Below are 13,612 nucleotides of genomic sequence, written 5' to 3'. Positions count from 1 at the left end.
ATGACTCGCCCCCGCATCGCGCTGATCGCCCATGACCACAAGAAGGACGACATCGTCGCCTTCGCCACGCGCCACCGCGCCTTCCTTTCGCAGTGCGAGCTGCTGGCCACCGGCACCACCGGCGGGCGCCTGATCGACGAGGTCGGGCTGGAGGTGACGCGCATGCTGTCGGGGCCGTGGGGCGGCGACCTGCAGATCGGCGCGCAACTGGCCGTAGGCCTGGTGCGCGCCGTGGTGTTCCTGCGCGACCCGATGACGCCGCAGCCGCATGAACCCGATATCAACGCGCTGGTGCGTGCCTGCGACGTGCACAACGTGCCGTGTGCCACCAACGTGGCCACTGCCGAGCTGTTGATCGCCGGGCTGACGCGCGAGGCTGAAGCCGGCAACTGAATTCCCACCGATACAACACCATAGCGAAGGAGCGACACAGATGAGCAAAGCCATCCGGATCGAGCAAACCGGCGGTCCCGAAGTCATGCAGTGGGTCGATGTCGAAGTGGGCGAGCCCGGCCCCGGCCAGGTGCGCGTGCGCCATGAGGCGGTGGGCCTGAACTACATCGATGTCTATTTCCGCACCGGGCTGTACAAGCAGCCGCTGCCGGGCGGGCTGGGCATGGAAGGCGCCGGCGTGGTCGAAGCGGTGGGCGAGGATGTGCGCCACGTCGCCGTGGGCGACCGCGTGGCCTACGCCGGCCGTCCCACCGGCGCCTACGCGCAGGTGCGCGTGATGCCGGCCGATATCGTGGTGCGGCTGCCCGACGCGATCCCGTTCGACACCGCCGCGGCGATGATGCTGCAGGGCCTGACCGCGCAGTACCTGATCCGCGACAGCTACAAGGTGCAGCCGGGCGACACGGTGCTGCTGCATGCCGCCGCCGGCGGCGTCGGCCTGATTGCCAGCCAGTGGCTCAAGGCGCTCGGCGTGACCGTGATCGGCACCGTCGGCAGCGACGAGAAGGCCGAACTGGCACGCGCCAACGGCTGCGCCCACACCATCGTCTACACGCGTGAGTCGTTCGTGGAACGGGTCAGGGAGATCACCAACGGCAAGGGCGTGCCGGCGGTCTATGACTCGATCGGCAAGGACACATTCCAGGGCTCGCTCGACTGCCTGGCGCCGCGCGGCACCATGGTCAGCTTCGGCAACGCCTCGGGTCCGGTGCCGCCGTTTGACCTGTCGGTGCTGGGCAACAAGGGCTCGCTGCGGCTGACGCGGCCGACACTGATGACCTACGTGGTGCACCGCGAACTGCTGGAGCCGATGGTGGCCGACCTGTTCGACGCCGTGGCCACCGGCAAGGTGAAGATCGATATCCGCCAGCGCTACGCGCTGTCGGAGGTGGCGCAGGCGCACCGCGACCTGGAATCGCGCAAGACCACGGGCTCGACCATCCTGCTGCCGAACTGAGCAACAGCCAGCCAGGCAAGCAAAAGCCCCGGGGCGGCAGGCGCTGCCCCGGGGCTTTGTCGTTGAGCGATGCCGTCAGTGCGGCCGGACCGTGGTGGCGGTGGCGCGCGTCTGCGCCTGGCGCAGGATATGCGGCGGCAGGCGCTTCAGGATCAGGTGCACCGCCAGTGGAATCAGCACCACGTCATCGACAATGCCCAGGCCCGCGACCACGTCGGGGATCAGGTCGATCGGCGAGATTGCGTAGAGCAGCAGCCCGATGGCGGCGGGCTTGAGCCAGGCCGGCGCGTCCGGATGGCGCAGCGCGTACCAGAACAGGCGGCCGTCGCGGCGAACCAGCGTCCACAGGGCCGAAAATCGCTTCCACATGAGAGGCCTCCTTCACATAGCGCGCGCCGGTCACTGGCGCATGCACAGATAGCTTGGGCCGTTATCGGCGGCTTCAAGTTCCGGAGGTGCAGGGAGATGCCTTGGGGATAGCCAAGGCTGGCGGTTTGCTCCCCTCGCCCGCTGAGGGGAGAGGGAGAACACCTTGCTTGGGCAAGCTCGGGCGGCTCTGGTGCACCAATCAGCCCGGGATCTTGCCTTCCACGCCTTCGACGTAGAACTTCACGCCATGCAGGAAGCCGTCGTCGGCCACCTGGTCCTTGGCCAGCTGTTCCTTGCCGGTGTTGTCCTTGATCGGACCCTTCCAGATCGGCGCGCTGCCGTCGGCGATGCCCTTCTTGCGCTCTTCGACCAGCGCCTTGACGTCAGCCGGCACATCGGCGTTGAAGCTCTTCAGGTCGATCATGCCTTCCTTCAGGCCCCACCACGTGGTGCTGTTCTTCCACTGCTTGTTCAGCACGTCTTCCACCACCTTGTTGTAGTAGACGCCCCACGAGATCACCGACGCGGCCAGATGGGCCTTGTCGCCGAACTTGCTCATGTCGCTGTCCCAGCCGAAGGCGTGCACGCCCTTTTCCTGCGCGGTCTGCACCACGGCGGCGGAGTCGGTGTTCTGCATCAGCATGTCGACGCCCTGGCCGATCAGCGTGGTGGCGGCTTCGCGCTCCTTGCCCGGATCGAACCACTTGTTGACCCACACCACCTTGACCGTGGCCTTGGGGTTGACGCTGCGCGCGCCCAGCGTGAACGAGTCGATATTGCGGATCACCTCGGGGATGGGCACCGATGCCACCACGCCCATCTTGCCGGTCTTGCTCATCTTGCCCGCGACCACGCCCGCCAGGTAGGCGCCTTCATAAGTGCGCACGTCGTACTGGGCCAGGTTCTCGGCGGTCTTGAAGCCGGTGGCGTGCTCGAACTTCACGTCCGGGAATTCCTTGGCGACCTTGAGCATCGACTCCATGTAGCCGAAGGTGGTGCCGAAGATCAGCTTGTTGCCCTGGCTGGCCAGGTCGCGGAACACGCGCTCGGCGTCGGCCGCGGATTCGGGCACGTTCTCGACGAAGGTGGTCTTGACCTTGTCGCCGAACTTCTCTTCCACGGCCTTGCGGCCGTTGTCATGCGCGAAGGTCCAGCCGGCATCGCCGACCGGCCCGATATAGACGAAGGCGACCTTGAGCGGCTCGGCCTTCTGCTCGGCCACGGGCGCGGAGGCCGCGCCCGCCGTCTCGGCAGGCTTGTCGGCCTCTTTCTTGCCGCAGCCCGCGAGGGCCAGCAAGGCGGTGGCGGCCAGGGCCGCCAGGGTCTTCCTGCGCGTGACGATCATGATTTCTCCTTGTGATGAATTGTTGGTAGCTCAGGGATTTCCGTCAAAAAACTCGAGGCTCAGGCATTGCCGGGCCGGAAGGGCTTGCCCAGCGAGGCCGGCATGTTCAGCCGGATCCAGGCCGGGTTGCGCGAGATCAGCGCCAGCACCACGATGGTGGCCGCGTAGGGCAGCATCGACAGGAACTGCGACGGCACCGACACGCCGATCCCTTGCAGGTAGAACTGCAGGATGGTCACGCCGCCGAACAGCCACGCGCCCACCAGCACGCGGCCCGGGCGCCAGGTGGCGAAGGTGGTCAGCGCCAGCGCGATCCAGCCGCGGCCGGCGACCAGGTTCTCGACCCACATCGGCGTGTACACCAGTGACAGGTAGGCGCCGGCCAGCCCGCAGCAGGCACCGCCGAACAGCAGCGCGCCAAAGCGGATGGTGCGCACCGGGTAGCCCAGCGCGTGCGCCGATTCGGGCGCTTCGCCGATCGCGCGCAAGGTCAGCCCCGCGCGCGTGCGGAACAGGAACCACATGATGGCAAAGCACAGCAGCAGGCTGAAATACACCATCCAGTGATGCTGGAAGAAGGCCGGCCCGAAGAAGGGCAGGTCGGCCAGGCCGGGCACGGCCTTGGCCTGCGCCGGCATGGCGAAGCCGACAAAGCGCTGGCCCATGAAGGCCGACAGGCCGGTGCCGAAGATCGACAGCGCCAGGCCGGTGGCGACCTGGTTGGTGGCCAGTACCAGCGCCAGCCACGAGAACAGCGTAGCCATCAGCATGCCGGCGAGCGCGCCGGCGGCAAAGCCGAGCAGCGGCGACTGGGTCTGGTAGCCGACCATGAAGCCGGCCACCGCGGCCACCAGCATCATGCCTTCGGCGCCGAGGTTGAGCACGCCCGAGCGCTCGTTGATCAGCAGGCCCAGCGCGGCCAGCAGCAGCGGCGTGCCGGCGTTGATGGCGGTGGCGATAAGGGGAGCGAGTTGTTCCATATTGTTCTGTAGCTCCGCTCAGGCCGTGGTGGCGCGCCAGCGCAGGCGGTTTTCGATCAGCGTGTCGCAGGCCAGCAGGAAGAACAGCAGCATGCCCTGGAACACCCAGCCAATGGCCGACGGCAGGCCCAGGCGCGATTGCGCCATCTCGCCGCCGATATAGAACAGCGACATCATGATGCCGCCGAAGACCGTGCCGACCGGATGCAGCCGGCCGATAAAGGCGACGATGATGGCGGTGAAGCCGTAGCCCGGCGAGATCGACGGCAGCAGCTGGCCGATCGGGCCGGTCACTTCGAACGCGCCCGCCAGGCCCGCGGTGGCGCCCGAGATCAGCAGTGCGCTCCACAGCGCGCTGCGCGCCGAGAAACCCGCGTAGCGCGCCGCCGCCGGCGCGGTGCCGCCCACCTGCAGGCGGTAGCCGGCAAAGCTGCGGAACACGAACACGGTCATCACTGCCACCAGCACCAGCATCACGGCAAAGCCGGCATGCAGGCGCGAGCCCGACATCAGGTTGGGCAGCAGGTACTCGGACGAGAACACCTTCGACTGCGGGAAGTTCATGCCGTTGGGATCCTTCAGCGGCCCGTTGACCACCCACAGCAGCAGCTGCTGCGCGATATAGGTGAGCATCAGCGAGACCAGGATCTCGTTGGCGTTGAACCTGTCCTTGAGCACCGCCGTGAGCGAGGCCCACAGCATGCCGCCGACCATGCCGGCGAGTGAGGCCAGCACCAGCACCACGGTGCCGTTCATGGCCTGGCCCGGCACATCGAAGTAAAGCACGGTGGCGCCGGCGCAGATGCCGCCGGCAATCAGCTGCCCGTCGGCGCCGATATTCCACACGTTGGCGCGGTAGCACACCGACAGGCCGAGTGCGCACAGCACCAGCGGCACGGTCTTGAGCAGCACCTCGCCGATGGCGCGCTGGTCGCGCAGCGGATCGGCCAGGAAGACCTTGAGCGCGGCCACGGGGTCCTTGCCGAGCACCAGGAACAGCAGCGCGCCGAACAGGAGCGTCAGCGCTAGTGCGATCACCGGCGAGGCATAGGCCATGGTGCGCGAGGGCAGGCCACGCGGCGCCAGCGAGAGGGGGGAGCGGGGCAGCAGTTGTCGCACATCAGCCATGGCTTGCCACCTCCGCGCCGGATTGCGCCTGGGCGGGCCCGCCTTGCCACAGTCCGCTCATCCACAGGCCGATCTGCTCGCGCGTCGCGGTCTCGGCAGGCACCGAAGGCGACAAGCGGCCCTTGGCGATCACGTGCAGCCGGTCGCAGATCGCGAACAGCTCATCGAGCTCTTCCGACACCACCAGGATGGCGCAGCCGGTGGCCTTCAGCGCCAGGATCTCGTTGTGGATCTGCGCCGCGGCGCCAACGTCCACGCCCCAGGTCGGTTGCGCCACGATCAGTACCTTAGGGCCGCTTTCGATCTCGCGGCCGACAATGAATTTCTGCAGGTTGCCGCCCGACAGGCTGCGCGCCAGCGCGTGCGGCCCGCTGGCCTTGACGCGGAAGCGGCTGATCACGGCCGAAGCCAGCCCGGTGGCCGCGCCGGGAGAAATCATGCCTTGCCGCACATAGGGTGGCGTCTGGTGCGACAGCAGGATATTGGTCGCCAGGCTCATGCCCGGCACCGCGCCGCGGCCCAGGCGCTCTTCCGGCACGAAGGCCAGGCCCGCGCGCCGGCGCTGGCGCGCATCGAGCCGGCCGACTGGCTTGCCGCCGAGCTGCACCGACATGTTGTCTGCGCGTGTGTCTTCACCGGACAGCGCGGCCAGCAGCTCCTGCTGCCCGTTGCCGGACACGCCGGCAATGCCGACGATCTCGCCGGCGTGGACATCCAGCGAGATCCGGCTCAGCTCGGTGGCGAAGGCATGCGCGCGCGGCAGCGACAGGCCCTGCACGCTGAGCCGCACCGGGCCGCGCTCGGCAGCCACGCGCGTCTCGCGCGGGGGCTCGCCGCCGATCATCAGCCGCGACAGCGAGGCCGCGGTTTCCTGGCGCGGATCGCACACGCCGGTGACCTTGCCCATGCGCATCACGGTGGCCTGATGGCACAGCGCGCGGATCTCGTCGAGCTTGTGGCTGATGTAGAGGATGCTGGTGCCTTCGGCGGCCAGCTGGCGCAGCGTGACGAAGAGCGTTTCCACTGCCTGCGGGGTCAGCACCGAGGTGGGCTCGTCCAGGATCAGCAACTGCGGATTGGCCAGCAGCGCGCGCACGATCTCCACGCGCTGGCGCTCGCCGACCGACAGCGTATGCACATGGCGGTTCGGCTCCAGCGGCAGTCCGTAGCGCTCGGCAGTGGCGCGGATGCGCTCGGCCAGCTGCTTCATGTTGCCTTGCTGTCCGGCGGGCAGGCCGAGTGCGATGTTCTCGGTCACGGTCAGCGTGTCGAACAGCGAGAAATGCTGGAACACCATGGCGATGCCCAGGTTGCGGGCGTCGTGCGGACTGTTGATGGTGACCGGCGCCCCGTTGAAGTGCATCTCGCCGGCATCCGGACGGACCGCGCCAAAGATAATCTTCATCAGGGTGGATTTGCCTGCGCCGTTTTCACCCAGCACGGCATGGATCTCGCCGGGGGCGACGCTGAGGCTGACGTCGTCATTGGCGACGACGCCCGGGTAGCGCTTGCTGATATGGGCCAGCGCCAGCCTGGGAGGGAGTTGTGATGTCACTGAGGCGGCTCGGGTTGTTGTGATGGCAGCAACGTGGGATGAGTCAACAGCGCGGCAGTGCGTGGCGCAGCATCGCCGCGACGCATTGCAGCATTCATCATGGTTTGGTGATGCCCGATATTGGTGATGGATTATATAAGTGACAGGACACCGGGCGGGCCGATTCCGGCGTCATTCCAGTCCCTGCAACGGTTTGGGGGTGGTTGCAAGTCGCGTGCCGGCCACAGCACGAAAAAAAGCCGCCGGCCCCTTGCGGAGCCAGCGGCTGGACTGGAGCAGCGGCGGGCGGCCAGGGCGGCCGCCCGCCGGCAGGGCTCAGGCGCCGGTGGTGGCGGCGCTGGTGGCGAAGCGCCCGTCGCGGAAATCCGCCAGGGTCTGGTAGATCTGCTCCTGCGTGTTCATCACGAACGGCCCGTACTGCGCGATCGGCTCGTTCAGCGGCTGGCCTGCGATCAGCAGGAAGCGCGCGTCGGCTTCGGCCCTGACGATGACGCCGTCAGACTGGCCGGCGTTGTCCAGCACGCCCATGCGCTGGGCCTCGATCACGGCGCGGTCGTCGCCGCTGCCGATCGAAACCTCGCCCCGGTACACGTAGACGAACGCGTTGTGCCCGGCCGGCAGCGCCTGCGCAAAGGTCTGGCCGGCCGGCAGGTGCACGTCCAGGTAGACCGGCTCGGTCACCGGGCGCGTGATCGCGCCGGCCACGCCGTGCGTGGCGCCCGCCAGCACGCGCACCGTGACGCCGTGGTCCAGCGCCACCGTCGGGATCTCGGCGGCGGGCAGGTCGCGGTACCACGGCGCGGTCATCTTGTCCGCGGCCGGCAGGTTCAGCCACAGCTGGAAGCCTTCCATGCGGCCGTCTTCCTGCTCGGGCATTTCCGAGTGGACCACGCCTGCGCCCGCCACCATCCACTGCGCGCCGCCGTTCTGCAGCAGCCCCTCGTTGCCGGCGCTGTCGCGATGGCGCATGCGCCCGGCCAGCATGTAGGTGATGGTCTCGAAGCCGCGGTGCGGGTGATCGGGGAAGCCGCCGATGTAGTCGTCCTTGCTGTCGGTGCCGAAGGCATCGAGCATCAGGAACGGGTCCAGCCGGCGCTGCAGGTTCTGCGTCAGCACGCGGGTCAGCTTGACGCCGGCGCCGTCCGAGGTGGCGATGCCCCGCACCACGCGGTCCACGGCGCGCGAGCGCTGCACGGTTTCGGCGGCGGCGGCGGGAACGGTGGCGAAGGTGGTGGCAAGGGTGTCCATGTCTTTCTCCAGTGGGCGGGTTCCGCGCGGCAATGGCCGGGCCGGTTTCCCGTCGTTTCAGCTACCTCGTCAATTTAGTGTTTTGGCGCGGAAAGAGTAGAGGGTCGCCGGGCAACAGATTGTTCTGCTGGCGTACCAACTGGCTGTCCGGTTTCCGCGATTTCAGAACGATCCGGGAAGTCTCCATGTGTCGGCTAATGCACGACCGAACATGCCGTCCTACTGCCGCCAATTCGCGCAAGATCGGCGCAGGAAGGTCGGAAAAATGCGGGAAGATGACAGGATCGATGAAGATCGCTATAATAGCGCTCTCTTTGTCATCCGTTGAGGCGAGATGCGGGGGTATCAAAACCTCGCCAGCCCTTGCCAGTCAACGGCCGATGGACCGGCGGCGCGTCGGAAAACTTCAATATTTGCGCTGCCACTGGCCAACCGATCGCAACAACTTTGCGTCGCCGGTTGCGCCGCTTCAGGGACTGCCAATCCAACCCGGCATCCCGTCAATCGGACTTCCCGCCCACGGCGGAGGAATCCACAGACCGTCCGCCGGCAATCGTGCCGGTCATGGCGGCAATGCAATCTGAACCGGGACTGGTGGCGCCCTATCTCCGCACGCACCAGCCCATATTGTTTTCCATCGCCGGGAAGTGGCGTGCTGCGCGCTTTTCGGTTTCGGAAAAGGGGAGAGTATGTCAAAGCAATCGGCACGGGCCCTCGCCTGGGCAGGACTGACGCTGGCCGCGCTGGCTGCACTGGTGGCATGGATCGGCGTCGATGTGATTCGCCAGTACCAGGAGCGCCTGCTCTACGACGTGGCCGACCACCTGCGCCTGGTGGTGCTGTCCATGACGCTGGCGCTGGCCACCGGCATCCCGGCCGGCATCGCGCTGAGCCGCGCGTGCATGCGCCGCTGGGCCGACCGCCTGATGCAGGTCTTCAACGTGGGCAATACCGTGCCGTCGCTGGCGGTGCTGGCGCTGGCCCTGGCCGTGCTCGGCATCGGCGAGCGGCCCGCCATCCTGGCGCTGTGGCTGGCCTCGCTGCTGCCGATCGTGCGCAACACCTACGAAGGCCTGCGCAATGTCTCGCCCACGCTGCTGGAAGCGGCGCGTGGCATCGGCATGACGCCGGTGCAGCGCCTGGTGCGCGTGGAACTGCCCAACGCGCTGCCGGTGATGCTGGCCGGCATCCGCATCGCCCTGGTCATCAACGTGGGCACGGTGCCGCTGTCCTTCCTGATCGGTGCCAACAGCCTGGGCGAGCTGATCTTCCCGGGCATCTACCTGAACAACCAGCCACTGCTGCTGCTGGGCGCGGCCGCCACGGCGCTGCTGGCGCTGGCCCTGGACGCGCTCTTTGCCGCCGCCGGCCAGCTGTACCTGCGCCGGCGCGGGCTGGCGCGCTGAACATGGGGACCGAAATGGAAAACCAGATGCAATTCATCCGCCGCCGCGCCCGGCGCGTCGCCCTGGTGGTGGCTGCCGTCACCGCTTTTGCGGCGGGCCTGGCGCTGGCCACTGCGCCTGAAGCCCATGCCGAGGCCACGCCGATCCGCGTGGGCGGCAAGAACTTCACCGAGCAGCTGCTGCTGTCGTCGATGACTTCGAAATACCTGCGCGCCAAGGGCCTCACCACCGAACTGACCGCCGGCCTGGGCAGCACGCTGATGCGCCAGGCGATGGAGAGCAACCAGCTCGACGTGGTGTGGGACTACACCGGCACCGCGCTGATCGTGTTCAACAAGGTCCAGGAAAAACTCGGCGCCAGGGAAAGCTACGAGCGCGTCAAGCAGATGGACGGCGCGCGCGGGCTGGTGTGGCTCGATGCCTCGAACATCAACAACACCTATGCGTTGGCGATGCCGAAGGAACGCGCGGCCAGCGGCGTGACCACGCTGTCGGGCTTTGCCGAGCAGATGCGCCGCGCCGGCCCCGACGCCAGCCACCCGTTCGCGGTCGACATGGAATTCGCTGCGCGCCCGGACGGCCTGGAGCCGCTCAAGGCGCTGTACAAGCTGCCGTTCTCGCGCCGCGACGTGATCCAGCTCGACCCGGGCCTGGTCTACACCGCACTGAAGAACAACCAGGTGGAGCTGGGCCTGGTCTATGCGACCGACGGCCGCGTCAAGGGCTTCGACCTGGTGCTGCTGGAAGACGACCTGCATTTCTTCCCGCCGTACAACGCGGTGCCGGTGGTGCGCAAGCCGGTGCTCGACAAGCATCCGGAACTGGCCGGCCTGCTCAATGCACTCGCTGCCAAGCTCGACAACGAGAGCATGACCGACATGAACTACAAGGTGGACATCGGCCAGCAGCCGGTGGACAAGGTCGCGGAGGACTTCCTGCGCAGCCACGGACTGATCTGAGGGAGGCCGCATGGACTTGTTCTCTTACCTGCAGCACAGCTGGCCCACGCTGCTGAAAATGACCGGCGAGCACCTGGCGCTGGTGGGCTCGGCAGTGGGGCTGGCGATCCTGATCGGGGTGCCGCTGGGCATCGTGATCACGCGCTTCCGCGCGCTGGCCACGCCGCTGCTGGCGCTGGCGACGATCGTGCTGACGCTGCCGTCGATCGCGCTGTTCGGGCTGATGATCCCGATCTTCGCGCGCTTCGGCCATGCGCTTGGCTACGTGCCCGCGGTGACGGCGGTGTTCCTGTACTCGCTGCTGCCGATCATGCGCAACACCTACACCGCGCTGGCCAATGTCGACCCCGGCATCCAGGAAGCGGGACGCGGCATCGGCATGACCGCCTGGCAACGCATGCGGCTGGTGGACCTGCCGCTGGCGGTGCCGGTGATCCTCGGCGGCGTGCGTACCGCCGTGGTGATGAATATCGGGGTTGCCACCATTGCCGCCATCATCGGCGCGGGTGGCCTTGGGGTGCTGATCCTGCAGGCGATCAGCCAGAGCAACATGAGCAAGCTGGCCGTGGGCGCGGTCCTGGTCAGCCTGCTCGCCATCGTGGCGGACGCCTTCCTGCAGTGGTTGCAGCGGGCACTGACGCCAAAGGGAATCCGCACATGATCGAACTCGACCAACTCACCAAGTCCTTCCCGCAGAAAGACGGCACCGAAACGCGCGCCGTCGACGCCGTGTCGCTGACGGTGCCGCGCGGTGAGATCTGCGTCTTCCTCGGCCCCTCGGGCTGCGGCAAGACCACCACGCTGAAGATGATCAACCGGCTGATCGAGCCGACCTCGGGCACGGTGCGCATCGAGGGCGAGGATACGCGCGGCCTTGACGGCGTGACCCTGCGCCGCAAGATCGGCTACGTGATCCAGCAGATCGGCCTGTTCCCCAACATGACCATCGAAGAGAACATCATGGTGGTGCCGCGCCTGCTGGGCTGGGACAAGAAGCAGTGCCGCGAGCGCGCGCGCGAGCTGATGGCGATGGTGCAGCTCGATCCCAACCGGCTGCTGACGCGCTATCCGCGCGAGCTTTCCGGCGGCCAGCAGCAGCGCATCGGTGTGATCCGCGCGCTGGCGGCCGACGCGCCGCTGCTGCTGATGGACGAGCCCTTCGGCGCGGTCGACCCGATCAACCGCGAGAGCATCCAGAACGAATTCCTGCAGATGCAGCGCCAGCTCGGCAAGACCGTGATCATGGTCTCGCACGATATCGACGAAGCGATCAAGCTGGCCGACAAGGTCGCGGTGTTCCGCCGCGGCAAGCTGGTGCAGTTCGACCACCCCGACGCGCTGCTGGCGCATCCGGCCGATGAGTTCGTGCAGGCCTTCGTCGGCCACGACAACACCCTCAAGCGCCTGCTGCTGGTACGCGCCGGCGACGCTGCCACCATGCCGCCGAGCTGCCGCCCCGACATGCCGCTGGCCGAAGCGCTGGGCGTGATGGACGATGCCGACGTGCGCCACCTGCCGGTGGTGGACGACGCCCAGGTCGCGCTGGGCTACGTCACGCGCCGCGATGCGCGCTCCGGCAAGGGGCAGTGCAGTGATGTGATGCGCCCGTTCGCCGTCACCGCGGCCTTCGACGAGCACCTGCGCATCGTGCTGTCGCGCATGTACCAGCACAACACCAGCTGGCTGCCGGTGATGGGCGCTGACGGCGCCTACCTGGGCGAGGTCACGCAGGAATCGATCGCCGGGTACCTGAGCTCGGGACGTTCGCGCGGGCAGGCCGGGGGGCTGGCCGCCTCCGCGCCGCTGCAGGCGGCGGCCTGAGCCAGCGGCAGGGCGGCGGCATCCGCGCTATGCTAGGTGCATGCTCCGCTATTGCCGCTCGCCCTTGTGCCTGGTCGTCGAAACCCGCTGGCTGATACCGCGCGGGTTTGACGGCTTCACGCCCGGTCCGCTGATCCTGCTGCGCCCCGGCGCCAGCCAGGCGCTGATCGAGCATGAGAAGGTGCATGTGCGCCAGTTCTGGCGCAGCTGGGGCCTGATGGGCGTGCTCTACCTGGCCAGCCGGCGCTGGCGCCTGCGCTATGAAGTGGAGGCCTACCGCGAACAACTGCGGCACAGCCCGCCGGGCGCGGCGCATGGCCTGGCGCGCGTGCTGGCGTGCAAGTACCGGCTCAGGATTTCAGAAGCCGAGGCGTACCGTCTGCTGACGCAAGACCTGCACGGCGATCTCTAATGAAAAACGGCCCGCACCAGTTACTGGTCCGGGCCGTTTCTCTTGTCTGGCGGAAGCGGTGAGATTCGAACTCACGGATGGGTCACCCCATCGGCAGTTTTCAAGACTGCTGCCTTAAACCACTCGGCCACGCTTCCTGGAAGTGCGGGCATTGTAGCGCGAAAGGGCATGGGCCCGGCGCGCTGCCGCCTGCAGACCTGACGGTCAGGCCGCGCATTATACAAGGCTCGCGTGGATCGATGGTGGTCTTGTGTTGCGGCACGCAAGCGCGCGTAAACTTCCTGCCACATCCGCTGCCGCGGATGTCGGCGTCTGTCTGACATTACGGAACCTTCACACGCCGGCATCGCTCATATTGTCGTGCCGGATGGCGCGGTGTGTGCCGCATCCCCGGCTTTCGCCTGGCAACAGAGGAGAACTCAAAATGCGAATCCATAGCAAGAAATGGCTGATCGTTCCGGTGGCTGCAGCGGCTGTGCTGGCCGGTTGTGCCGCCCCGTATGACAGCGGCTACAACACCGGCTACAACGCCCCGCCTCCGGGGTACCAGACTCCCAACACCTCGCAGGCCCCGGCTGGCGCGGTGTACTACGGCCGCGTGGAATCGATTGAACCGATCACCAGTACGCAAGGCAGCTCGGGCCTGCTCGGCACCGTGATCGGCGGTGCGGCCGGCGGCCTGCTGGGCCACCAGATCGGCGGCGGGCGCGGGCAGACCGCGGCGACCATCGGCGGTGCCGTGGTCGGCGCCGTGGCCGGCAACCAGATCGAGAAGCGCGCGGGCAGCAACACCCAGACCGCGTACCGCGTCAACGTGCGCCTGGATGATGGCCGCATCGCCACGGTGACCCAGTCGAGCCTGGGCAACCTGCAGGTGGGCATGCGCGCACGCGTGGCCAATGACATGGCAACGCCGTACTGACATGCCAGCCTGACGTTTGCCAGCATGTAAAAGGCCACGCATCGCGTGGCCTTTTC

14 protein-coding genes and 1 tRNA gene are annotated in these 13,612 nt (G+C 67.4%); 8 read left to right on the top strand and 7 right to left on the bottom strand.

Annotated features, from left to right (window positions below):
* Positions 1 to 393, top strand: coding sequence for a methylglyoxal synthase (locus AC3WLF_RS04185; RefSeq protein ID WP_492321720.1), 393 nt, complete (start codon positions 1 to 3; stop codon positions 391 to 393).
* A gap of 40 nt (positions 394 to 433) precedes the next feature.
* Positions 434 to 1,411 (top strand): quinone oxidoreductase family protein, encoded by a 978-nt coding sequence (locus AC3WLF_RS04180; protein WP_035819617.1) that lies wholly within the window; start codon positions 434 to 436, stop codon positions 1,409 to 1,411.
* Positions 1,412 to 1,486: 75 nt separating this feature from the next.
* On the opposite strand, the gene AC3WLF_RS04175 is transcribed toward AC3WLF_RS04180, so the two are convergent.
* From AC3WLF_RS04175 to AC3WLF_RS04150, 6 genes are all read right to left on the bottom strand, one after another.
* Positions 1,487 to 1,780 carry a YkvA family protein gene (locus AC3WLF_RS04175; RefSeq protein ID WP_492321719.1) on the bottom strand — a complete coding sequence of 98 codons (294 nt, stop codon included), beginning with the start codon at positions 1,778 to 1,780 and terminating at the stop codon, positions 1,487 to 1,489.
* Positions 1,781 to 1,979: 199 nt separating this feature from the next.
* Positions 1,980 to 3,125: a BMP family ABC transporter substrate-binding protein gene (locus AC3WLF_RS04170; protein ID WP_492353018.1), complete on the bottom strand. Its 1,146-nt coding sequence runs from the start codon at positions 3,123 to 3,125 to the stop codon at positions 1,980 to 1,982.
* Positions 3,126 to 3,184: 59 nt separating this feature from the next.
* Positions 3,185 to 4,105, bottom strand: coding sequence for an ABC transporter permease (locus tag AC3WLF_RS04165; RefSeq protein ID WP_010809241.1), 921 nt, complete (start codon positions 4,103 to 4,105; stop codon positions 3,185 to 3,187).
* A gap of 18 nt (positions 4,106 to 4,123) precedes the next feature.
* Positions 4,124 to 5,233 (bottom strand): ABC transporter permease, encoded by a 1,110-nt coding sequence (locus AC3WLF_RS04160; protein ID WP_492321717.1) that lies wholly within the window; start codon positions 5,231 to 5,233, stop codon positions 4,124 to 4,126.
* Positions 5,226 to 6,788, bottom strand: coding sequence for an ABC transporter ATP-binding protein (locus AC3WLF_RS04155; protein WP_010809239.1), 1,563 nt, complete (start codon positions 6,786 to 6,788; stop codon positions 5,226 to 5,228). The genes AC3WLF_RS04160 and AC3WLF_RS04155 overlap by 8 nt, the downstream gene beginning before the upstream one ends.
* A gap of 315 nt (positions 6,789 to 7,103) precedes the next feature.
* Positions 7,104 to 8,036 carry a pirin family protein gene (locus AC3WLF_RS04150; protein ID WP_492321716.1) on the bottom strand — a complete coding sequence of 311 codons (933 nt, stop codon included), beginning with the start codon at positions 8,034 to 8,036 and terminating at the stop codon, positions 7,104 to 7,106.
* 689 nt (positions 8,037 to 8,725) lie between these two features.
* Here AC3WLF_RS04150 and AC3WLF_RS04145 point away from each other — a divergent pair.
* From AC3WLF_RS04145 to AC3WLF_RS04125, 5 genes are read left to right on the top strand one after another with little or no spacing between them, the layout of a single operon-like run.
* Positions 8,726 to 9,442, top strand: coding sequence for an ABC transporter permease (locus AC3WLF_RS04145; protein ID WP_492357083.1), 717 nt, complete (start codon positions 8,726 to 8,728; stop codon positions 9,440 to 9,442).
* A 26-nt stretch (positions 9,443 to 9,468) separates the two neighbouring features.
* A complete protein-coding gene (locus tag AC3WLF_RS04140) occupies positions 9,469 to 10,401 on the top strand; it encodes a glycine betaine ABC transporter substrate-binding protein (RefSeq protein ID WP_492321715.1) in 933 nt (310 codons plus the stop codon).
* Positions 10,402 to 10,411: 10 nt separating this feature from the next.
* The gene (locus AC3WLF_RS04135; RefSeq protein WP_492321714.1) at positions 10,412 to 11,062 is read left to right on the top strand and encodes an ABC transporter permease; all 651 of its coding nucleotides are present in this window, start codon (positions 10,412 to 10,414) and stop codon (positions 11,060 to 11,062) included.
* On the top strand, positions 11,059 to 12,222 hold the full coding sequence (locus AC3WLF_RS04130) for an osmoprotectant ABC transporter ATP-binding protein OsmV (protein ID WP_492357877.1): 1,164 nt from the start codon (positions 11,059 to 11,061) through the stop codon (positions 12,220 to 12,222). The genes AC3WLF_RS04135 and AC3WLF_RS04130 overlap by 4 nt, the downstream gene beginning before the upstream one ends.
* Before the next feature lie 40 nt (positions 12,223 to 12,262).
* Entirely contained in the window at positions 12,263 to 12,634 is a 372-nt protein-coding gene (locus tag AC3WLF_RS04125; protein ID WP_010809233.1) for a hypothetical protein, read from the top strand.
* A gap of 47 nt (positions 12,635 to 12,681) precedes the next feature.
* On the opposite strand, the gene AC3WLF_RS04120 is transcribed toward AC3WLF_RS04125, so the two are convergent.
* Positions 12,682 to 12,771 (bottom strand) — tRNA-Ser (locus AC3WLF_RS04120).
* Positions 12,772 to 13,058: 287 nt separating this feature from the next.
* Between AC3WLF_RS04120 and AC3WLF_RS04115 the strand changes: the two genes are divergently transcribed.
* Positions 13,059 to 13,556, top strand: coding sequence for an outer membrane lipoprotein (locus AC3WLF_RS04115; protein WP_010809232.1), 498 nt, complete (start codon positions 13,059 to 13,061; stop codon positions 13,554 to 13,556).
* The last annotated feature ends 56 nt before the right edge of the window (positions 13,557 to 13,612 follow it).

It is taken from the genome of Cupriavidus sp. FW306-01-F10A (genome assembly GCF_058782785.1).
This window is presented reverse-complemented; position numbering and strand designations above follow the sequence as displayed.